General features: G+C 70.4%; 15 protein-coding genes and 3 rRNA genes. All 18 read right to left on the bottom strand.

Annotation, left to right across the window (positions count from 1 at the left end):
* Nucleotides 1-2: 2 nt before the first annotated feature.
* The 18 genes from JOE63_RS10900 to argC all read right to left on the bottom strand — a co-directional run bounded on the left by JOE63_RS10900 (nucleotide 3) and on the right by argC (nucleotide 21,533).
* The gene (locus JOE63_RS10900) at nucleotides 3-242 is read right to left on the bottom strand and encodes a hypothetical protein (RefSeq protein WP_087471862.1); all 240 of its coding nucleotides are present in this window, start codon (nucleotides 240-242) and stop codon (nucleotides 3-5) included.
* A 143-nt stretch (nucleotides 243-385) separates the two neighbouring features.
* Complete coding sequence (locus JOE63_RS10895) at nucleotides 386-1,408, bottom strand: HAD-IIA family hydrolase (RefSeq protein WP_204541292.1); 1,023 nt, start codon at nucleotides 1,406-1,408, stop codon at nucleotides 386-388.
* Nucleotides 1,405-2,241, bottom strand: coding sequence for a hypothetical protein (locus JOE63_RS10890; protein WP_307840030.1), 837 nt, complete (start codon nucleotides 2,239-2,241; stop codon nucleotides 1,405-1,407). Before JOE63_RS10890 ends, JOE63_RS10895 begins: the two co-directional genes overlap by 4 nt.
* Nucleotides 2,242-3,175: 934 nt before the next feature.
* Nucleotides 3,176-3,292: ribosomal RNA gene (gene rrf, locus JOE63_RS10885) — 5S ribosomal RNA — on the bottom strand.
* A gap of 94 nt (nucleotides 3,293-3,386) precedes the next feature.
* Nucleotides 3,387-6,492: ribosomal RNA gene (locus JOE63_RS10880) — 23S ribosomal RNA — on the bottom strand.
* A 503-nt stretch (nucleotides 6,493-6,995) separates the two neighbouring features.
* A 16S ribosomal RNA gene (locus JOE63_RS10875) occupies nucleotides 6,996-8,517 on the bottom strand.
* Together the 16S, 23S and 5S rRNA genes form the textbook arrangement of a ribosomal RNA operon.
* A 682-nt stretch (nucleotides 8,518-9,199) precedes the next feature.
* Complete coding sequence (tyrS, locus tag JOE63_RS10870) at nucleotides 9,200-10,471, bottom strand: tyrosine--tRNA ligase (protein ID WP_087471859.1); 1,272 nt, start codon at nucleotides 10,469-10,471, stop codon at nucleotides 9,200-9,202.
* A gap of 166 nt (nucleotides 10,472-10,637) precedes the next feature.
* Nucleotides 10,638-11,333, bottom strand: coding sequence for a DNA-3-methyladenine glycosylase (locus tag JOE63_RS10865; protein ID WP_204541289.1), 696 nt, complete (start codon nucleotides 11,331-11,333; stop codon nucleotides 10,638-10,640).
* Nucleotides 11,334-11,358: 25 nt separating this feature from the next.
* On the bottom strand, nucleotides 11,359-11,619 hold the full coding sequence (locus JOE63_RS10860; RefSeq protein ID WP_204541286.1) for a hypothetical protein: 261 nt from the start codon (nucleotides 11,617-11,619) through the stop codon (nucleotides 11,359-11,361).
* 321 nt (nucleotides 11,620-11,940) lie between these two features.
* On the bottom strand, nucleotides 11,941-12,582 hold the full coding sequence (locus JOE63_RS10855; protein WP_204541282.1) for a uridine kinase family protein: 642 nt from the start codon (nucleotides 12,580-12,582) through the stop codon (nucleotides 11,941-11,943).
* A 26-nt stretch (nucleotides 12,583-12,608) separates the two neighbouring features.
* Nucleotides 12,609-14,036, bottom strand: a complete 1,428-nt coding sequence (gene argH, locus JOE63_RS10850; protein ID WP_204543642.1) for an argininosuccinate lyase — start codon at nucleotides 14,034-14,036, stop codon at nucleotides 12,609-12,611.
* A gap of 53 nt (nucleotides 14,037-14,089) precedes the next feature.
* On the bottom strand, nucleotides 14,090-15,319 hold the full coding sequence (locus JOE63_RS10845; RefSeq protein ID WP_087471855.1) for an argininosuccinate synthase: 1,230 nt from the start codon (nucleotides 15,317-15,319) through the stop codon (nucleotides 14,090-14,092).
* Between the two features lie 96 nt (nucleotides 15,320-15,415).
* Nucleotides 15,416-15,952: an arginine repressor gene (locus JOE63_RS10840; protein ID WP_087471854.1), complete on the bottom strand. Its 537-nt coding sequence runs from the start codon at nucleotides 15,950-15,952 to the stop codon at nucleotides 15,416-15,418.
* Nucleotides 15,949-16,884, bottom strand: coding sequence for an ornithine carbamoyltransferase (gene argF, locus JOE63_RS10835; RefSeq protein ID WP_087471853.1), 936 nt, complete (start codon nucleotides 16,882-16,884; stop codon nucleotides 15,949-15,951). The genes JOE63_RS10840 and argF overlap by 4 nt, the downstream gene beginning before the upstream one ends.
* Nucleotides 16,884-18,197 carry an acetylornithine transaminase gene (locus JOE63_RS10830; RefSeq protein WP_279627910.1) on the bottom strand — a complete coding sequence of 438 codons (1,314 nt, stop codon included), beginning with the start codon at nucleotides 18,195-18,197 and terminating at the stop codon, nucleotides 16,884-16,886. Before JOE63_RS10830 ends, argF begins: the two co-directional genes overlap by 1 nt.
* A 50-nt stretch (nucleotides 18,198-18,247) precedes the next feature.
* Nucleotides 18,248-19,234: an acetylglutamate kinase gene (argB, locus tag JOE63_RS10825; RefSeq protein WP_087471852.1), complete on the bottom strand. Its 987-nt coding sequence runs from the start codon at nucleotides 19,232-19,234 to the stop codon at nucleotides 18,248-18,250.
* The gene (gene argJ / locus JOE63_RS10820; protein WP_087471851.1) at nucleotides 19,231-20,442 is read right to left on the bottom strand and encodes a bifunctional glutamate N-acetyltransferase/amino-acid acetyltransferase ArgJ; all 1,212 of its coding nucleotides are present in this window, start codon (nucleotides 20,440-20,442) and stop codon (nucleotides 19,231-19,233) included. Before argJ ends, argB begins: the two co-directional genes overlap by 4 nt.
* Nucleotides 20,439-21,533 carry an N-acetyl-gamma-glutamyl-phosphate reductase gene (argC, locus tag JOE63_RS10815; RefSeq protein WP_204541279.1) on the bottom strand — a complete coding sequence of 365 codons (1,095 nt, stop codon included), beginning with the start codon at nucleotides 21,531-21,533 and terminating at the stop codon, nucleotides 20,439-20,441. Before argC ends, argJ begins: the two co-directional genes overlap by 4 nt.
* Nucleotides 21,534-21,546 lie beyond the last annotated feature (13 nt).

Raw genomic sequence — 21,546 nt, 5'->3', positions numbered from 1 at the left:
GCTCAGTCCTCCGTGCGCGCGAGCTCGGCGACCAGCGCGTCGTGCACGGCCTCCAGCACCCCCACGTGGTCGGCGGTGGAGAGCCCCTCCAGCCCGTCGAGCCGTCCGAGCGCGGCGTCGAGCGGGTTGCCGAGCACGTGGGCGACCGGGGACGGCGCGTCGCCGTCCCGGTCGTTCGCCGAACGCTCCGGTCCTCCGCCGGGAGGCGGGCCGGGAACCGGACGCAGCGGGCGGTCCGTCATGTCCTGCCTCCTGTCTGGTGGGCTGCGCGCACGTCGCCCGGCCGCGGCCGGGCATCCCGGACCACGCTACCGGTTGCGTCCCACGGACGGGCACGACCGGCGGACCGCGCGACACGGCGCGTCGTGCCGCCCGACGGTCGGCCTCAGTGGGTCCCGACGGGCAGCTCGGGGACCGTCGCAGGGTCCACGGGGCGCCCCGCGTCGGCCGAGGCCCACGCCGCGGCGGCCGCCGCCCGGACGGTGTCCACCGTCGCGGTGCCCCGCACGTCCAGGCGCAGCGCGCCGTCGTCGACCTGGGCCGCGCTGTCTCCGCAGGACCACCAGCCAGCGTCCGTGCGCACGGGCACCGGGTGGGGCTCGAGGAGGCTGCGCAGGTCGGCGCCCACGTAGTGCGGGCGCAGGTGCGGCTCCGCGAGGATCGTGTCCCGCGCCGTACTCACGCCCGTGAGGACGTGCAGGCCGGGATAGCCGCCTGCGCGGGCGCCGGCGAGGTCGGTGTCGAGCCGGTCCCCGACGACGAGCGGCGCCTCGGCGCCCGCACGCTCGATCGCGAGCCGGTACATGGTGGGCGACGGCTTGCCGGCGCTGTCGGGCTCGACGCCCGTCGCGGCGCGCACCGCGCCGACCAGGGACCCGTTGCCCGGAGCGAAACCCCGCGCGGTCGGCAGCGACAGGTCGAGGTTGCTCGCGACGTGCCACGCGCCCCGCTGGACGGCGTAGGCGGCCTCGGCGAGCTGGGCCCACCCGAGCTCCGGCGCGAAGCCCTGCGCCACGGCGTCCGGCTCCTCGTCGGCGCTCTCCACGAGGACGAAGCCGGCGTCGTGGACGGCCGTCACGAGTCCCGGCCCGCCGACCACGAGGATCCGCGCTCCCGGCTCGAGGCGGGTCCGCAGCAGCGCGGCGGCCGCCTGCGCGGCGGTCATGACCTCGTCCGCCGAGGTGGGGATGTCGAGACCCGTGAGCTGCTCGGCCACCGACCCGGGCTCACGGGACGCGTTGTTCGTGACGAACACGAGGCGCATGCCGCGGGCGCGGGCCGTCGTCAGGCCCTCCGACGCGTGCTCGATCGGCTCGTGGCCGCGGTACGCGACACCGTCCAGGTCGACGAGCGCGAGGTCGTACCGGTCGGCCAGCGCGACGTCGCTCCCGAGCAGCCCGACGTTCACCGGTCGGCCTCGTCCGACGGTGCGGTGTCCCCCGTCGTGTCCTGCACCTCGTCCGTCCCGTCGCCCTGCGAGCCCCCGGCCACGGTCTCGTCGGACTGCTCGTCCGTCTCCTGGCCCTCGGCAGGCTCGCCGGCATCCGTGGGTCCGGACGCCTCGGGACGCTCCTCCTCGGACTGCTCGGACTCCTCGACGTCGTCCGTGAGGTCGTAGACCACGACGTCGTCGTCCTCGCCCAGAGCCGCGGCGAGCAGGTTCGAGTCGATTCCCGCGAGGATCTCCGCCGCCTCCTCGGTCCGGCCCGCGAGCTCGAGCACCGACGCGCGCGCCTGCAGGACGCGCGCCCCGAGCTCGCCGCGGGTCCCGATCGCGGGCACCTGCTCGAGCGCCGCGAGAGCCGCGTCGAGCTCGCCGAGGTCGACGCGGGCGCCGCTCACGACGATCGCAAGCTCCGTGCGGCCGACGTCGTCCAGGGTCGCGGCCTCCTCCGACGCCGCGAGAGCGAGCGCGCGCTCCGGGCGCCCGAGCCCCCGCTCGCAGTCGGCCATGATCGGGAGGTGCTCCGACGATCCGTTGAGGCGCCGCACGGTGCGCAGCTCACGGAGCGCCTCGGCGTACCGACCGGTCGCATAGGCCGTCAGACCGGCGGCCTCACGTGCCACGTCGACCCGGCCCGCACGACGCACGGCCGCCTGCGCGTGCTCGTAGGCGAGCTCCGGGTCGGAGTCGATGAGACGCCCGGCCATCACGAGATGACGCCCGACGACCTCGGCGGTCTCCTTGCTCAGGGTCCGCAGCCGGCCGCGCGCCGCGCGGTCGAGCTGAGAGATCTGCACCTCGTCGGGGATCGCCGGACCCGCCGGGTGGCGCGGCTCGGGACGGCGGTCGAAGCCCTCCCGGTCGCGGCCGGCCCCGGCGCGCGGTGCGTGCCCGCGGCGGTCACCGCCACGGCGGTCGTCGCGCGGACCCGAGCCGTCACGACGGCGGTCGGCCGAGTCCCGGTCGTACCGCCCGCGGCTTCCTTCGCCGGTGCGCGCGGGCCGCTGGTACCCGTCGCCGCGCGACCCCGACGTGCCACGCCCGTCGCGCGCGGATGTCCGGTCGTCACGGCGCCCGGCACGATCGCTGCTTCCCTGCCCGTACCCGCGGCCCGTGGAGCCCGAGCTCGCACCGCCCTGGTTCCACGGTCGCCGCTCGTCCTGGCGTCCGCCGTCACGACGGTCCCCCTCGCGACGGTCACGATCCTGCCGGTCACCGGAGCGCCGGTCACGATCCGGGCCCCCGTACCCGCGGTCGGGGCGGCTCCCCTCCGCGCGCCCTCGCGAGCCGTCGGGCCGTCCGCGATAGCCGCCGTCCTGGCGTCCCCGCGAGTCGCCCGAGCCGCGGCGGGCATCGTCTCCGCCACTCCGACGGCGGTCGCGGTCACCGGAGGTCGGGCCGTCGCCGGCTCGCCCCCGACCCGTTCCGCGAGCGTCACCGGAAGAACCTTGGCGCCCGTCACGGTCGCGTCGACCACCACGGTCGTCGCCCGACGACGGGCGGTCCGACTCGGGGTCGTGGGAGGTGTCGTTCACCGGGGTTGCCTCTCGTTCTGGAGTTTGCGCAGGCCATCTTCCCACGTCGGCTCCGACGTGACACGTGACGGAGCGACCTGAGGAGTCCTGCGGCGCGACGGTCGCTCGTGGCCGGCCTCGGACGAGAGCGACCGGTGCAACGGCCTGGAAATGCCGAAGGCCCACCCCGTGTGGGGTGGGCCTTCGGTGAAGGGTTGTCCGGCGGCGTCCTACTCTCCCACCCCGTCTCCAGGGCAGTACCATCGGCGCTGAAGGGCTTAGCTTCCGGGTTCGGTATGGGACCGGGCGTTTCCCCTTCGCTGTGACCGCCGTAACTCTGTGAACCTCCTCAACACTGGGCACCCCGGAAGGGGGTGTGGTGTTGGTGGTTCGGGAACCGCACAGTGGACGCGTAGCAAAGTGTGTTGGTGTTGAAGTTGTCGGCTGATTAGTACCGGTCAGCTGCACGGGTCTTTCGTCCCCGCTTCCACGTCCGGCCTATCGACCCAGTGTTCTGCTGGGTGCCTCTCACCCCGTAGGGTATGGAAACCTCATCTTGAAGCAGGCTTCCCGCTTAGATGCTTTCAGCGGTTATCCCTTCCGAACGTAGCCAACCAGCGGTGCTCCTGGCGGAACAACTGGCACACCAGAGGTTCGTCCGTCCCGGTCCTCTCGTACTAGGGACAGCCCTTCTCAAGTTTCCTGCGCGCGCAGCGGATAGGGACCGAACTGTCTCACGACGTTCTAAACCCAGCTCGCGTACCGCTTTAATGGGCGAACAGCCCAACCCTTGGGACCTACTCCAGCCCCAGGATGCGACGAGCCGACATCGAGGTGCCAAACCATGCCGTCGATATGGACTCTTGGGCAAGATCAGCCTGTTATCCCCGGGGTACCTTTTATCCGTTGAGCGACGGCGCTTCCACAAGCCACCGCCGGATCACTAGTTCCGACTTTCGTCCCTGCTCGACCTGTCAGTCTCACAGTCAAGCTCCCTTGTGCACTTGCACTCGACACCTGATTGCCAACCAGGCTGAGGGAACCTTTGAGCGCCTCCGTTACATTTTAGGAGGCAACCGCCCCAGTTAAACTACCCACCAGGCACTGTCCCTGGTCCGGATCACGGACCGAGGTTAGACATCCGAAGCGGCCAGAGTGGTATTTCAACGTTGACTCCACCCGCACTGGCGTACGGGCTTCACAGTCTCCCACCTATCCTACACAAGCCGCACCGAACATCAATACCAAGCTATAGTAAAGGTCCCGGGGTCTTTCCGTCCTGCTGCGCGTAACGAGCATCTTTACTCGTAGTGCAATTTCGCCGAGTTCGCGGTTGAGACAGCGGAGAAGTCGTTACGCCATTCGTGCAGGTCGGAACTTACCCGACAAGGAATTTCGCTACCTTAGGATGGTTATAGTTACCACCGCCGTTTACTGGGGCTTAAATTCTGAGCTTCACCCGAGGGTTGACCCGTCCTCTTAACCTTCCAGCACCGGGCAGGCGTCAGTCCGTATACATCGTCTTGCGACTTCGCACGGACCTGTGTTTTTAGTAAACAGTCGCTTCTCCCTGGTCTCTGCGGCCGTCCACGCTCCCACCGCGAGGGTGTTCACGCTTCGGGCCCCCCTTCTCCCGAAGTTACGGGGGCATTTTGCCGAGTTCCTTAACCACGATTCTCTCGATCGCCTTAGTATTCTCTACCTGACCACCTGAGTCGGTTTGGGGTACGGGCGGCTAGAACCTCGCGCCGAGGCTTTTCTTGGCAGCATAGGATCACCCAGTTCGCGCTTGTGCGCTCACCGTCAGCTCTCAGCCTGTATGCCTGGCGGATTTGCCTACCAGACGGCCTACAGCCTTGGACGTGGTCTACCATCGCCACGCCGGGCTACCTTCCTGCGTCACCCCTGTTAATACGCTTACCTACTACCGGTTTGGGTCCCGCGCGCCCCTGTCCGGTGGCCCCGAAGGGCCGGTGGACAGGTTTGGGCGGTCAGCATCACCGGGCTCGGTATGGGCGGTTCTTCGCCGGTAGGAGAATATCAACTCCTTGTCCATCGACTACGCCTGTCGGCCTCGCCTTAGGTCCCGACTTACCCAGGGCGGATTAACCTGGCCCTGGAACCCTTGGTCATTCGGCGGACGGGTTTCTCACCCGTCTTTCGCTACTCATGCCTGCATTCTCACTCGTGTGGGCTCCACCACTGGGTTCCCCCGCGGCTTCACTGCCCACACGACGCTCCCCTACCCACCTGCGCCTCTGGACCACGAAGGCCTGAGTTGAGCGCAGATGCCACGGCTTCGGCGGTGTACTTGAGCCCCGCTACATTGTCGGCGCGGAATCACTTGACCAGTGAGCTATTACGCACTCTTTCAAGGGTGGCTGCTTCTAAGCCAACCTCCTGGTTGTCTGTGCAACTCCACATCCTTTCCCACTTAGCACACGCTTAGGGGCCTTAGCCGGTGGTCTGGGCTGTTTCCCTCTCGACTACGGAGCTTATCCCCCGCAGTCTCACTGCCACGCTTCCACTTACCGGCATTCGGAGTTTGGCTGACGTCAGTAACCTTGTAGGGCCCATCGGCCATCCAGTAGCTCTACCTCCGGCAAGAAACACGTGACGCTGCACCTAAATGCATTTCGGGGAGAACCAGCTATCACGAAGTTTGATTGGCCTTTCACCCCTAACCACAGGTCATCCCCCAGGTTTTCAACCCTGGTGGGTTCGGTCCTCCACGCGGTCTTACCCGCGCTTCAACCTGCCCATGGCTAGATCACTTCGCTTCGGGTCTAGACCCAGCGACTATGGGCGCCCTATTCGGACTCGCTTTCGCTACGGCTTCCCCACACGGGTTAACCTCGCCACTGAGCACTAACTCGCAGGCTCATTCTTCAAAAGGCACGCTGTCACCCCAGCCAAGGAGGCTCCAACGGATTGTAGGCACACGGTTTCAGGTACTATTTCACTCCCCTCCCGGGGTACTTTTCACCTTTCCCTCACGGTACTGGTCCGCTATCGGTCACTAGGTAGTATTTAGGCTTAGCAAGTGGTCTTGCCAGATTCACACGAGATTTCTCGGGCCCCGTGCTACTTGGGATCCCCTTCGGGAGGCCGCACCATTTCGTCTACCGGACTCGCACCGTCTATGGTCCGCCTTTCAATGCGGTTCGACTATGACACGACTTTCTGACTCCCCGGCGGACTGTCAGATCCACCAGAAGGGTCCCACAACCCCGAACACGCAACGCCTGACAGCTTGAACACGCGCCCGGTTTGGCCTCATCCGCTTTCGCTCGCCACTACTCACGGAATATCTCTTCCTGTCGGTACTGAGATGTTTCACTTCCCGACGTTCCCTCCACACACCCTATATATTCAGGTGCGGGTCACACGACATGACTCGTGCGGGGTTCCCCCATTCGGAAACCCTCGGATCACAGCTCGTTTGCCAGCTCCCCGAGGCTTATCGCAGGCTACAACGTCCTTCTTCGGCTCCTAGTGCCAAGGCATCCACCCTGTGCCCTTAAAAACTTCAACAAAAACAACAAAACTGCAGAGAACCAAGAACCACACCCACGCAACCCCGAAAGGCGCAGCGAGTGTGTCTTGATCTTTACAAAGATGCTCGCGTCCACTGTGCAGTTCTCAAACAACCAACGACCCCGACCCCCACCCGACCCGCCTACCACCCTGGCCCCTCCACAGAGGAACAAGACTGGCGGTTCGTGGCCCGAGGACCGGCCCGTACCAGGCACCCCACCAACCGGTGGCCGGTGACCTGAGGACCCAACAGTGTGCTCGACAAGCCCCCCACCCCTCACCAGCGATGTTCCACCACCACCACACCCGACCCCGACCACCCCGAAGGGACGACCAGAGCCTGGCGGGCCGGCGGGTACTGACACCAGCGAAGACCAGGACGCTCTTTCGTCAATGTTCCACCCATGAGCAACCACCCACCACACGTACGGCGATGGCGTGGCACCTGAACCACCCACCCACCAGCGAAGCCGGCCAGGCGAGGGTTGGTAGCTCCTTAGAAAGGAGGTGATCCAGCCGCACCTTCCGGTACGGCTACCTTGTTACGACTTAGTCCCAATCGCCAGTCCCACCTTCGACCACTCCCCCCGCGAACGGTTGGGCCATGGGCTTCGGGTGTTACCGACTTTCGTGACTTGACGGGCGGTGTGTACAAGGCCCGGGAACGTATTCACCGCAGCGTTGCTGATCTGCGATTACTAGCGACTCCGACTTCATGGGGTCGAGTTGCAGACCCCAATCCGAACTGAGACCGGCTTTTTGGGATTCGCTCCACCTTACGGTATCGCAGCCCTTTGTACCGGCCATTGTAGCATGCGTGAAGCCCAAGACATAAGGGGCATGATGATTTGACGTCATCCCCACCTTCCTCCGAGTTGACCCCGGCAGTCTCCCATGAGTCCCCGGCATAACCCGCTGGCAACATGGGACGAGGGTTGCGCTCGTTGCGGGACTTAACCCAACATCTCACGACACGAGCTGACGACAACCATGCACCACCTGTGCACGAGTGTCCAAAGAGACCACCATCTCTGGTGGCTTCCCGTGCATGTCAAGCCTTGGTAAGGTTCTTCGCGTTGCATCGAATTAATCCGCATGCTCCGCCGCTTGTGCGGGCCCCCGTCAATTCCTTTGAGTTTTAGCCTTGCGGCCGTACTCCCCAGGCGGGGCACTTAATGCGTTTGCTGCGGCACGGAACTCGTGGAATGAGCCCCACACCTAGTGCCCAACGTTTACGGCATGGACTACCAGGGTATCTAATCCTGTTCGCTCCCCATGCTTTCGCTCCTCAGCGTCAGTTGCGGCCCAGAGACCTGCCTTCGCCATCGGTGTTCCTCCTGATATCTGCGCATTCCACCGCTACACCAGGAATTCCAGTCTCCCCTACCGCACTCTAGTCTGCCCGTACCCGATGCAAGCTCGAGGTTGAGCCTCGAGTTTTCACACCAGACGCGACAAACCGCCTACGAGCTCTTTACGCCCAATAATTCCGGACAACGCTTGCGCCCTACGTATTACCGCGGCTGCTGGCACGTAGTTAGCCGGCGCTTCTTCTGCAGGTACCGTCACTTGCGCTTCTTCCCTGCTGAAAGAGGTTTACAACCCGAAGGCCTTCATCCCTCACGCGGCGTCGCTGCATCAGGCTTGCGCCCATTGTGCAATATTCCCCACTGCTGCCTCCCGTAGGAGTCTGGGCCGTGTCTCAGTCCCAGTGTGGCCGGTCGCCCTCTCAGGCCGGCTACCCGTCGTCGCCTTGGTAGGCCATCACCCCACCAACAAGCTGATAGGCCGCGAGCCCATCCCTGACCGAAAAACTTTCCAACCACCCCCATGCGAAGGCGGCTCATATCCGGTATTAGCCCCGGTTTCCCGGAGTTATCCCGAAGTCAAGGGCAGGTTACTCACGTGTTACTCACCCGTTCGCCACTAATCCACCCAGCAAGCTGGGCTTCATCGTTCGACTTGCATGTGTTAAGCACGCCGCCAGCGTTCGTCCTGAGCCAGGATCAAACTCTCCGTAAATGAACAACGCCCACCACCAAGCACAGCCCGGTGATGAACAATCCATACGAAGCGAACCCCAACAGGGTTCACAAAACTGGCATCAACACGAAAGATGACATCATCTTCCGAAATCAACCAAAGGAATCCCAGACACAACCAACCACCCCACCCGACGGGCAGGAACGATCAGCCATGCCACAGGGACAAAAAATTGGCATTGACTAACAAGCACACTGTTGAGTTCTCAAACAACCGACACACACCAACTCAGCACCACCCGACCGGGCAGAACCTCGCTTGGGGCAACTTCTCTAATCTACCAGAGCCTCGGCGTCTTCTCCAACTCGGTGATCCGAGCGAAAGAAGCCGGTGAACCAGCAGCCTCGATCATGTCACGGCGCGCGAGGCGCCGTGTCCTTCTCGAGGGGGACCGCCCGGGGGACCAGCCACCGTCTCGTACGATCGAGAACCGGTGTCCGTTCCTCCCTGCCGGGCGAACGTCGAGAACACTACACGCGCTCCGTCCGGGTGCCAAATCCGTGCGCCCCGCCCTCCCGATGCCCGGTCGGCGGCATCGTTCGACCTCCCCGTTCGGCGCGAGATGAGCGGCCTCGCGACCCTCGCCCAGCGACGAGGCGTCGAAGGGGCCGGACCGCTCGACGCGGTCCGGCCCCCCCCTTCCTCGCAGCTGGGTGGCGGCTCAGCCGGTGGCGCCGTCCGCGACGGCGACTCCGAGCGTCTTCTTCCCCCGGCGCAGGAGGGCGAACTGCCCGTGCAGCAGGTCCCCCGCTGCGAGGACGGCGTCCTCGCTCGTCACCTTGACGTTGTTGACGTACGCCCCGCCCTCGGCCACCGCGCGACGAGCGGCAGCCTTCGACGCGACGAGGCCCGACGCCGCGAACAGGTCGACGACCGCGTCGCCCACCTGCGCCGTCGTGCGCGGGAGCTCGGCGACCGCCGCGCCCAGGGTTCCCGCGTCCAGGCCGGCGAGCTCGCCCCGGCCGAAGAGCGCCTGGCTCGCGGCGATCACGGACGCCGTCGCCTCCGCCCCGTGCACGAGGGTCGTGACGTCCGAGGCGAGCGCGCGCTGCGCCTCGCGCGCCCCGGGGCGCTCGCGCACCGCGGCCTCGAGCTCGGCGATCTCCTCCCGCGTGCGGAACGTGAAGATCTTCAGCCAGCCCACCACGTCCTCGTCCGCGGCGTTGAGCCAGTACTGGTAGAAGGCGTACGGGCTCATCATGTCGGGTGCGAGCCAGACCGCCCCGCCCTCCGTCTTGCCGAACTTGGTGCCGTCGGCCTTGGTGATGAGCGGCGTCGTGAGCACGTGCACGGCCGCGCCCTCGGTCTTGCGGATGAGCTCGACGCCCGACAGCAGGTTGCCCCACTGGTCGTTGCCCCCCGTCTGGAGGGACACGCCGTGCCGGCGGAACAGCTCGAGGAAGTCGATCCCCTGGAGGATCTGGTAGCTGAACTCGGTGAAGCTGATGCCCTCTTCGGAGCGCAGTCGGCGCGCGACCGTGTCCTTCGCGAGCATCGTGCCGAGCCGGTAGTGCTTGCCGACGTCTCGCAGGAAGTCGATCGCCGACAGCTCGGAGATCCAGTCGAGGTTGTTCACGAGCCGGGCGGGGTTGTCGCCCTCGAAGTCGAGGAACCGGGACACCTGCGACTTCAGGCGCTCGGTCCACTCCGCGACGGTCTCCTTGGTGTTGAGCACCCGCTCGCCCGACTGGCGCGGGTCACCGATCATGCCCGTCGCCCCGCCCACGAGCGCCACGGCGTGGTGGCCCGCGAGCTGGAGGTGACGCAGCACGACGAGCTGCACGAGGTGACCGTGGTGCAGGCTCGGCGCTGTCGGGTCGAAACCGCAGTAATACGTGATCGGGCCCTCGGCCAGCGCGGCGCGCAGCGCGGCCTCGTCGGTGGACTGCGCCACCAGGCCCCGCCATTGCAGCTCGTCGAGAACGTCGCTCACTTCTACTCCTTCGTCGAGTGCCCGATCCGGGCACGTGCTCCGCCGCCCGTGCGGGAGGCGGGTCCTAGTCTGCCGTGCCGCGCGGCCACCGTCGGCCACCGCCCACGGGACGGCCGGCGCGTCAGGCACACGGTCGCGGCCGCACACCACCGCCCGGCGGCGTGACTCATCGCGCCCGGGCGCTCACACGGCGGTAGGCCGAGACCGTCGGGTCTCCCGTGAGCCACGAGCGCCACGGGTACAGGTCTCCGTCTCCCCCGTCGCCCGAGACGCCGACGCGCGGGCCTGTCGCGATCGCCGGGCGCAGCGTCGTGGCGGTCCCACGGTGCAGCACGAGCTCGCCCTCGGGGTCCGTCAGCTCGGCACCGTACTGGCGCAGGTCGAGGTCGAGCGCGACCGCGAGGCGCGCGGGACCCCGCGCGATCTGGCGGTCGGAGTCGCACCTGCCGGCGGCGAACCGGCGCGACCGCGCGAGGTCGACGCCGTCGGTCACCTCGCCCGCGCGCAGCAGGACGGCGGACGCGCGGCCCAGCGGCCCGCAGACGACGTTGACGCAGTGGTGCAGGCCGAGGTGCCGGTACACGTACAGCCGCCCGGGCTCGCCGAACATCGCGCGGTTGCGCTCCGTCCGCCCGCGGAAGGCGTGCGACCCCGGGTCGCGCTCGCCGTCGTACGCCTCGACCTCGGTGATCCGCAGGGTGACGTCGCCGTCGTCGCCGCGTCGGGTGAGGAACGACCCGAGCAGGTCGCGGGCGACCTCCTGGACGTCGCGCGCGTACCAGCCCCGGGCAGGGACGTCCCACGGTCCGACGGTACGGGAGCCACCGCTCCCCGTCGTCTGCGTCACGGCGTCCGTCGACATCGCACCACCTTCCGTCGTGGGCAATCTACGCCTCGTCGCCCACACGAGGGCTCCGCCGCGGCGGGCGCGGGCCCACGTACCAGGCCAGCACGACGACCAGGGCGAGGCTCACCCAGGTGGCGGGAACCCAGCAGCCGGGCGCGACGCTCCGCAGCCGGTCCGGGACCGCGGCCCCGGACCAGGCGACGACCAGCGCGATCACCCACCAGCTCCCCGCGGTCGCCGCCAGGACCGTGCCGAGGAGCGCGAGCGGTGCCCCGCGCGAGCCCTGCCTCGATCTCGGCACGCCGACGGCGCGTCCGCCGTGCGCCGACGAGCGTCGCGATCGCGGGCGGCACCAGGACGCCCAGGGTGATCCACCAGACGTGGTCGGTCGGGACGTCCCACACCCACCAGGTTCCCCCGGCGTCGAACCGGCTCGGCAGCAGGAACAGGGTCGAGAGGGTCGTCGTGCGGGCGGTCGCGGCGAGGACGACGGCGGTCGCCGTGCCCACGACGGCGAACGCCGACACCCCGATCGCGAGACCGTCCGTCGTCCGGACGGCGCGGGCCCAGGCGGACCGGGCGGCCTCGACCTGCGCGTCCGACGCGTCCTCCCGGCCGGCGCTCATCGGCGCCCTGCGCGCACGACGGTCCCCCACCCGTCGAGCACGACGTCCGCGCGCTCGCGCGACGCGTTGCGCGCGTAGTGCGCGCGCTCGTCGGCCATCCAGGCGAGCCAGTGTCCGCGCTGGTCCTCGCCGTCCCGGTCGAGCCCGCGCCGCAGCCGCACGTCGTCCGGGGCCTCGACCCATACGCGCAGCGCCGCGACGTCGTCCGCCTCCCGCCGGCCCGCCCCGCACCCCTCGACGACCAGGTACGGCGCGGGGGCGACGTCGTGCCACTCGGCGAAGCGGTCGAGCGCCCAGTCGAACCGGCGGTACCGCCCCGCGCGACCCGCGGCGAGGGGCGCGAGCACCCACTCCGCCAGGCGGCCCCACGCCGGTTCGAGCCCCCGCCAGCCCTCGTACAGGTCGTCCATGTGGAGCACCTGCGCGGGCAGGGCCTCGCCGAGCTGGGCGGCGAGCGTCGTCTTGCCCGAGCCCGCCGGCCCGTCGACCACCACGAGCCGGGTGCCCGACGACGTCGCGCCGCCTCCTGCCGGCCCGTCGCCCGGGCGGGTCGACGGGCCGGTCGACGGGCCGAGGCGCGGGACGGCGTCGCGCACGCGACGCACGAGGTCCGCGAGGACGTCGTGCTCGACGCTCACGCGCCCACCCCCGACGCGGGCAACCGTCAGTCCTGGGCCCAGAAGCGGTACTCGGCCGAGCGCTCCTTCGCGGCCTCGAGCTGCTCGGCGACCCGGACGGGGGCCGTCCCGCCCACGGCGTCGCGCGACGCGAGCGAGCCCTCGACGCTCAGCACGTCGTGCACCCCGGGCGTGAGGTGCTCGGAGATGCCCGCGAGGTCGTCGTCGGACAGGTCCCAGAGCTCGATGCCCCGCTCCTCGCACGCGCGCACGCACGCGCCCGCGACCTCGTGCGCGACGCGGAACGGCACGCCCTCGCGCACGAGCCACTCGGCGACGTCCGTCGCGAGCGAGAAGCCCTGCGGCGCGAGCGAGGCCATGCGCTCGGTGTCGAACGTCAGCGTCGCGACCATGCCGGCGAACGCGGGCAGGAGCACCTCGAGCGTGTCGACCTGGTCGAACACGGGCTCCTTGTCCTCCTGCAGGTCGCGGTTGTACGCGAGCGGCAGGCCCTTGAGCGTCGCGAGCAGGCCCGACAGGTCGCCGATGAGGCGGCCCGCCTTGCCGCGCGCGAGCTCGGCGACGTCGGGGTTCTTCTTCTGCGGCATGATGCTCGACCCCGTGGAGTACGAGTCGTGCAGGCGCACGAAGCCGAACTCCTTGGTCGCCCAGAGGATGACCTCCTCCGCGAGGCGCGAGAGGTCGACGCCCAGCATCGCGGCGACGAACGCGAACTCCGCGACGACGTCGCGCGACGCCGTGCCGTCGATCGAGTTCTCGACCGGGCCGTCGAACCCGAGCTCGGCGGCGACGGCCGCCGGGTCGAGGCCCAGCGACGAGCCCGCGAGCGCCCCCGACCCGTACGGCGAGCGCGCGGCGCGCACGTCCCAGTCGATGAAGCGGTCGACGTCGCGCAGCAGCGGCCACGCGTGCGCGAGCAGGTGGTGGGCGAGCAGGACGGGCTGCGCGTGCTGGAGGTGCGTGCGGCCGGGCATCGCCGCACCCGGGTGCGCGGCGGCCTGCTCGATCAGCGCGTCGACGACGTCGAGCACCAGCCTCGCGATGGTGCGCGCCTCGTCGCGCAGGTACATGCGCGTGAGCGTCGCGATCTGGTCGTTGCGCGACCGGCCCGCGCGCAGCTTGCCGCCGAGCTCGGGACCAGCACGCTCGATGAGCCCGCGCTCGAGAGCGGTGTGCACGTCCTCGTCGTCGTCGGCCGCGACGAACGCGCCCGACGCGACGTCCTCGCGCAGGCGCTCGAGCGCCGCGAGCATGCCGTCGAGCTCGTCGTCGTCGAGGAGCCGGGCCGCGTGCAGGACCTTCGCGTGGGCCTTCGAGCCCGCGACGTCCTGACCCGCGAGGCGCCAGTCGAAGTGCGTCGACTTGCTCAGCGCGGCGAGCGCGTCGGCGGGCCCGCCGGCGAAGCGACCGCCCCACAGGCTCACGCGCCCTCCCCCGTCGGTGGCCTCCGCCACCGCGCCGTCCTCGACGGGCGTGGTGGTCTCCGGTCCCTGCTGGTCGTGCGTGCTCACAGTGCTCCTGCCCCGAGGTCCACACCGTTGCCGAACTTCTCGTCGCGCGCGGCGGCGAGCTTCGCGGTGAGACCGTAGATCTCGATGAATCCCTTGGCCTGCGACTGGTCGAACGAGTCGCCCTCGTCGTAGGTCGCCAGGTTGAAGTCGTACAGGCTCGCCTCCGAGCGGCGGCCCGTGACGGTCGCGCGACCGCCGTGCAGCACGAGGCGCACGTCGCCGGAGACGTACCGCTGGGTGTCGTCGATGAACACGTCGAGCGAGCGCTTGAGCGGGCTGAACCACATGCCGTCGTAGACGAGCTCGGTCCAGCGCTGCTCGACGCCGCGCTTGAAGCGGGCCTGCTCGCGCTCCAGGGTGACGTTCTCGAGCTCCTGGTGCGCGGCGATGAGCGCGATGGCGCCCGGGGCCTCGTAGACCTCGCGGGACTTGATGCCGACGAGGCGGTCCTCGACGATGTCGATGCGGCCGACGCCCTGCGCGCCCGCGCGGCGGTTCATCTCCTGGATCGCCTGGAGCGGCGTGACCGCGACGCCGTCGAGCGCGATCGGGATGCCCTGCTCGAACGTGACGACGACCTCGTCCGCGACGGGCGGGAACGTCGGGTCGTCGGTGTAGTTGTAGACGTCCTTGGTCGGGGCGTTCCAGATGTCCTCGAGGAAGCCGGTCTCGACCGCGCGGCCCCACACGTTCTGGTCGATCGAGAACGGGTTGTGCTTGGTCGTCGCGATGGGCAGGGAGTGCTTCTCCGCGTACTCGATGGCCTTCTCGCGCGTCAGCGCGAGGTCGCGCACGGGCGCGATCGTCTTGAGCTCGGGCGCGAGCGACGTCGTCGCGACCTCGAAGCGCACCTGGTCGTTGCCCTTGCCGGTGCAGCCGTGCGCGACCGTCGTCGCGCCGAACTGGCGCGCGGCACGCACGAGGTGCTTGACGATGACGGGGCGCGAGATCGCCGAGACGAGCGGGTAGCGGTCGAGGTAGAGCCCGTTCGCGCGCAGCGCGGGCATGCAGTACTCGGCCGCGAACTCGTCGCGCGCGTCGGCGACGTACGCCTCGACGGCGCCGCAGTCCAGGGCGCGCTGCCGGATGACCTCGAGGTCCTCCCCGCCCTGGCCGACGTCGACCGCGACGGCGACGACCTCGGCGCCCGTGGCCTCGGCGATCCAGCCGATGGCCACCGACGTGTCCAGGCCGCCCGAGTAGGCGAGCACGACGCGTTCAGTCATGACGGTCTCTTTCTGTGACGTGCGGGTGGGGTCTGTGGTCCAGTGTCGCAGGACGGCCCGGTCGCGCCGGTCGAGCGGAGGGCGGTCCGACGCCGGTCAGTCAGGCGTGCCCGGGAGGGTCCCGCCCAGGGGTCCGGACAGCTCGAGGAAGCGCCGCGCGAGGTCGGCGCCGCCGTCGGGGTCGCGCGCGATGACGAGGATCGTGTCGTCGCCCGCGATGCAGCCGAGCACGTGCGGCAGCACGGAGTGGTCGATCGCGGACGCGAGGTAGTTCGCCGCGCCGGGCGGGGTGCGCAGCACGACGAGGTTCGCCGACGCCTCGGCCGAGACGAGCATCTCCGAGCACAGGCGCGCGAGCCGGGCCGCGAGGTACTCGGGCGACTCCGCGGTCTGCACGCTGCGGTCCCCGCCCTCCCCCGGCACGGCGTACACGAGCGCGCCCGAGGCGCCGCGCACCTTCTCGGCGCGCAGCTCGATGAGGTCGCGCGACAGCGTCGCCTGCGTCACCGACAGCCCCTCCTGTTCGAGCTCGCGCGCGAGCTCGGCCTGCGAGTGGATCTCGGTGCGGCGCACGATCTCGGCGATGCGCGCGTGGCGCGCCGTCTTCGTGGTCGCCGTGCGGGCCTCGGTCACGACCGCTCCAGGAGGAACGTGAGCAGCGCCTTCTGCGCGTGCAGCCGGTTCTCCGCCTCGTCCCACACCGCCGAGCGGGGGCCGTCGATCACCTCGGCGGTGATCTCCTTGCCCCGGTAGGCGGGCAGGCAGTGCAGGACGATCGCGTCGTCCTTCGCGTGCGCGAGGAGCTCGTCGTTCACCTGGTAGGGAACGAACGGGAGCGCGCGCTGCTCCGCCTGGGCCTCGTCCCCCATCGACACCCACGTGTCGGTCGCGACGACGTCCGCCCCCGCGACGGCCTCGACCGGGTCGGACGTGACGAGGACCGACCCCCCGGTCTCGGCGGCGATCCGCTCCGCGTCGGCGACGAACACAGGGTGGGGCGGGTACCCGTCCGGCGTCCCGATCCGCACGTGCAGGCCCGCGGTCGCGCCACCGAGCAGGTAGGAGTGGGCCATGTTGTTGGCCCCGTCACCGACGTACGCGAGCGTCTGGCCCGCGAGCGCGCCCGTGCCGCCGCGGAGCTGGGCGATCGTCAGCAGGTCCGCGAGGATCTGGCACGGGTGGAAGTCGTCGGTCAGGGCGTTGACGACCGGCACGCGGCTGATCGCCGCCATCTCCTCGAGCCGGTCCTGGCCGAACGTGCGCCACACGATCGCGGACGCCTGCCGGTCGAGCACGCGCGTCACGTCCGCGACGGACTCGCGCACGCCGACCTGGGCGAGTCGGCCGTCCACGACGACCGGGAAGCCGCCGAGCTCGGCGATGCCCGTCGCGAAGGAGAGCTGCGTGCGCAGCGTCGGCTTGTCGAACAGCACGGCCACGCCCTGCGGGCCGGCGAGCGGCTGGCGGAACGTGCGGTCGTCGCGGAACGCGAGGCCGATCTCGAGGACCTGACGCTGCTCGGCGGGCGTCAGGTCGTCGTCGCGCAGGAAGTGCCGGGGGGCCATCAGGAGCTCCTCGTCGTGGGGGCGGTCGTGGAGGCGGGGCCCGCGGTGCCGGGTGCGGAGGGGCCGGTCGCCGCGGCGGCCGGGTCCTCGGGGACGGCGACCGCCGCGAAGAACGCGACGACGTCGCGTGCTTGGTCGGGCGTGAGGATCAGGGGCGGCGCGAGGCGGATCGCGTCGGGCGCGACGGCGTTCACGACGAACCCGGCGTCGAGAGCCGCGCGCGCGACGTCGGCCGCGACGGGCCGGGTGAGCTGGACGGCGAGCAGGAGACCACGACCGCGCACCCCGGCGACGAGCGGGTTGCCCGCCGCGGCGATCCCGTCGCGCAGGAGCGCGCCGACGGTCCGGACGTTCTCGAGCAGACCGTCGCGCTCGATGACGCCGAGCGTCGCGAGCGCCGCCGCGGCCGCGACGGGGTTGCCGCCGAACGTCGTGCCGTGCTGACCGCGCCCGAGCAGCGTCGCAGCCCGCTCGCCGTACGCGACCACCGCGCCGACGGGGAAGCCGCCGCCGAGGCCCTTGGCGAGCGTGACGACGTCGGGCACGACGCCGCCGCCCACCTCGGGCTGCTGGTAGGCGAACCACGAGCCGGTGCGCCCGACGCCGGTCTGCACCTCGTCGAGCACGAGCAGCGCGCCGTGGCGCGCCGTGAGCTCGCGCGCGGCGACGAGGTAGCCCGGCGAGAGCGAGCGCACGCCCGCCTCGCCCTGCACCGGCTCGACGACGAGCGCGGCGACCTCGCCGCGGGCCGCCACCGCCGCGGGCGAGAAGGCCTCCTCGAGCGCGGCGACGTCGTCGAACGCGACGAACTCGACGCCGCCCGGGAGCGGCTCGAACGGCTCGCGGTACGCGGCCTTCGACGTCAGCGCGAGCGCGCCCATCGTCCGCCCGTGGAAGCCGCCCTGGAGCGCGAGGACCCGCGTCCTGCCCGTCCGGCGCGTCATCTTGAACGCCGCCTCGTTCGCCTCGGTGCCCGAGTTCGTGAAGAACACGCGCGACCCCTCGGGAGCCTCCGCGAGCGCGAGCAGGCGCTCGGCGAGCGCGATCTGCGTCGGGGTGCCGAAGAAGTTCGAGACGTGCCCGAGCGTGCCGAGCTGGGCGGAGACCGCGGCCGTGAGCGTCGGGTGGGCGTGGCCGAGCGCGTTGACCGCGATGCCCGCGAGCAGGTCGAGGTAGCGCTTGCCGTCGGCGTCCCACACGTACGCGCCCTCGCCGCGCACGAGCACGCGCTGCGGCGGGCCGAACGTGTCCATGACGGCGTGCGCGTACCGGTCGGTCCACTGCGCGACGGAGCCGTCGGCCGGGGCCGTCACGGTGGTCGTCGGTGCGGGCGCGGGCGCGCCCGTCGGGTGGTCGAGGGCGTTCACGCGGCTCCTCCGGCGGTCGTGGCGGGCTCGGGCGCCGGCGCGCCCGCGGGGTCGGGGACGACCATCGTCCCGTTGCCCTGGGTGGTGAAGACCTCGAGCAGCGTCGAGTGCGGCACGCGGCCGTCGATGACCGTCGCCGCGGGGACGCCGCCCTCGACAGCGCGCAGGCACGCCTCCATCTTGGGGACCATGCCCGCGGACAGCGACGGCAGGAGCGCCGCGAGCTCGGAGCGCGTGATCTGCGCGACGAGCGAGTCCGTGTCTGGCCAGGACGTGTATAGACCCTCGACGTCGGTCAGGACGACGAGCTTCTTCGCGCCGAGCGCGACCGCGAGCGCCGCGGCCGCGGTGTCGGCGTTGACGTTGAGCACCTGGGTCGGGTCCTCGAGGTCGGGCGCGATCGTCGAGACGACGGGGATGCGGCCGGCGTCGAGCAGGTCCTGGACCGCGGACGGGTGCACCTCGACGACGTCGCCGACGAGCCCGACGTCGACCGGCTCGCCGTCCACGGTCGCGTGCCGGCGCTGGGCCCGGAGCAGGCCGCCGTCCTCGCCCGAGAGACCGACGGCGTACGGGCCGTGCGCGTTGATGAGGCCGACGAGCTCGCGCGACACCTGGCCCGTGAGGACCATGCGCACGACGTCCATCGCCTCGGGCGTCGTGACGCGCAGGCCGCCGCGGAACTCGGACTCGATGCCGAGGCGGTCGAGCATCGCGGAGATCTGCGGGCCCCCGCCGTGCACGACGACCGGGTGCAGCCCGACGCGGCGCAGGAACACCATGTCCTCGGCGAACGCGGCCTTGAGCGTGTCGTCGACCATGGCGTTGCCGCCGTACTTGACGACGACGAGCGCGCCGGCGAACTCCTCGAGCCACGGCAGGGCCTCGACGAGCACCTCGGCCTTCTGCTCGGGGCGCAGGTCGGTGCGCGTGTCGAACGCGGCGTCGTCCGGGTGGGGCGTGGGCGTGGTCGGGTCGCTCATGAGGAGTACGCGCTGTTCTCGTGGACGTAGTCGTGCGTGAGGTCGTTGGTCCAGACGGTCGCGCTCGCGGAGCCGGCGTGCAGGTCGATCTCGACGCGCACCTCGCGCTCGGCGGCGAGGTCGACGAGCTCGCGGGGCTCGCCCACTCCCCCGGCCCGGCACACCTGGACGTCGTTGACCGTCACGTCGAGCAGGAGCGCGTCGAACGGCGCGACCTCCTCGGGGACCGTCCCGACGGCCGACACGATGCGCCCCCAGTTCGGGTCGTTGCCGAAGATCGCGGCCTTGAACAGGTTGGACCGCGTGACGGCGCGCGCGACCGCGACGGCGGCGTCCTCGCTCGACGCGCCCACCACGGTGACGGCGACGTCGTGGCTCGCGCCCTCGGCGTCGGCCACGAGCTGGCGCGCGAGCGACGCGCTCGCCTCGGTCACGGCGTCCGTGAGCTCGTCGAGCGTCACCTCGACCCCGGACGCGCCGGAGGCCAGGAGGATCACGGTGTCGTTCGTCGACATGCAGCCGTCGGAGTCGACACGGTCGAACGTCGTGCGCGTGGCGGCGCGCAGCGCGGCGTCGGCCGACGCGGCGTCGACGACGGCGTCCGTCGTGAGCACGCACAGCATGGTCGCGAGGCCCGGTGCGAGCATGCCCGCACCCTTCGCCATGCCCCCGACGGACCACGTCGCCGCGCCGTCCGGCGCGGTGGCGTCGGCGACCTCGCGGACCACGGAGACGGTCTTGGGCACGGTGTCCGTCGTCATGATCGCCAGCGCGGCGTCACCGCCGCCGTCGATGCCCGCCGCCGGGTCCGCGAGCGCCGCCGCGGCGGCGTCGACGCCCGCGAGGAGCGTGTCCATGGGGAGCCGCACCCCGATGAGTCCCGTGGAGCACACCAGCACGTCGCCGGCGGACGTGGCGAGCACGTCGGCGACGTGCTCCGCCGTGCGGTGCGCGTCGGCGAAGCCCTCCGGCCCCGTGCACGCGTTGGCGCCGCCCGAGTTGAGCACGACAGCCGTCGCGCGCCCGTCGCTCACGGCCTGCCGCGTCCAGGCGACCGGCGCGGCGAACACGCGGTTCGTCGTGAGGACGGCCGCGGCGACGTCGAGCGGCCCGTCGTTGACGACGAGCGCGACGTCGTGGGCGCCCGTGGACTTGAGCCCGGCGGCGACGCCGGCGGCCCGGAAGCCCTGCGGGGTGGTGACGGTCACGGGGCGACCCCCTCGGTCGTGAGGCCCGCCGTCTGCGGCAGGCCGAGCGCGATGTTCATGGACTGCACCGCGGCGCCCGCGGTGCCCTTGACGAGGTTGTCGATCGCCGTGACGGCGACGACGCGGCCCGCCGCGTGGTCGACCGCGACCTGGACGAGCGCCGTGTTGGCGCCGAGCGTCATCGCCGTCGTCGGCCACTGCCCCGCGGGCAGCACCCGGACGAACGGCTCGCCGACGTACGCGTCCTCCCAGGCCCAGCGCACGCGCGCGTCGAGCTCGGCAGGGTCGAGGCGCGCGGCGTCGTCGGACAGGCGCGCCGTGACCGTGGCGAGGATCCCGCGCGACATCGGCACGAGGGTGGGCGTGAACGAGATGCTCACGGCCGGGGCCCCCGCGGCCAGCAGGTTCTGCGCGATCTCCGGGATGTGCCGGTGCGACCCGCCGACGGCGTACGGCTGGGCCGACCCGATCGCCTCGGAGGCGAGCAGGTGCGGCTTGAGCGACTTGCCCGCGCCCGAGTAGCCGTTGGCGAGCACCGCGACGAGGTCACGGCCCTCGACGAGCCCCGACGCGACACCCGGTTGGATGCCCAGCGTGACCGCCGTGACGTTGCACCCCGGCACCGCGACGCGGCGCACGCCGGCGAGCCGCTCGCGCTGCTTCGTCTCGCTCGCGCCTGCCCCGGCGTCGCTCGTGAGCAGCAGCTCCGGCAGCCCGTACGGCCAGGTGCCCGCGTGCTCGGAGCCGTAGAACGCCACCCAGTCCGCCGCGGACTCCAGCCGGTGGTCGGCGCCCAGGTCCAGCACGAGCACGTCGTCCGGGAGCTGCGCCGCGATCTCGCCCGACGCGCCGTGCGGCAGCGCGAGGACGACGACGTCGTGCCCCACGAGGTGCTCGACGCTCGTCGGCAGCAGCACGCGGTCGGCGAGGGATCGCAGGTGCGGCTGGTGCTCACCGAGGAGCGACCCCGCGTTGCTGTGCGCCGTGACGGCGCCGATCTCCACCTCCGGGTGCCCGGCGAGCAGGCGGAGCGTCTCCCCACCGGCGTAACCGGACGCACCCGCGACCGCGACTCTGATCGTCATATGCATCACTATACATAGT

Origin of the sequence: Cellulosimicrobium cellulans, assembly GCF_016907755.1 — a bacterium.
Lineage (GTDB): Bacteria > Actinomycetota > Actinomycetes > Actinomycetales > Cellulomonadaceae > Cellulosimicrobium > Cellulosimicrobium cellulans_D.
This window is presented reverse-complemented; position numbering and strand designations above follow the sequence as displayed.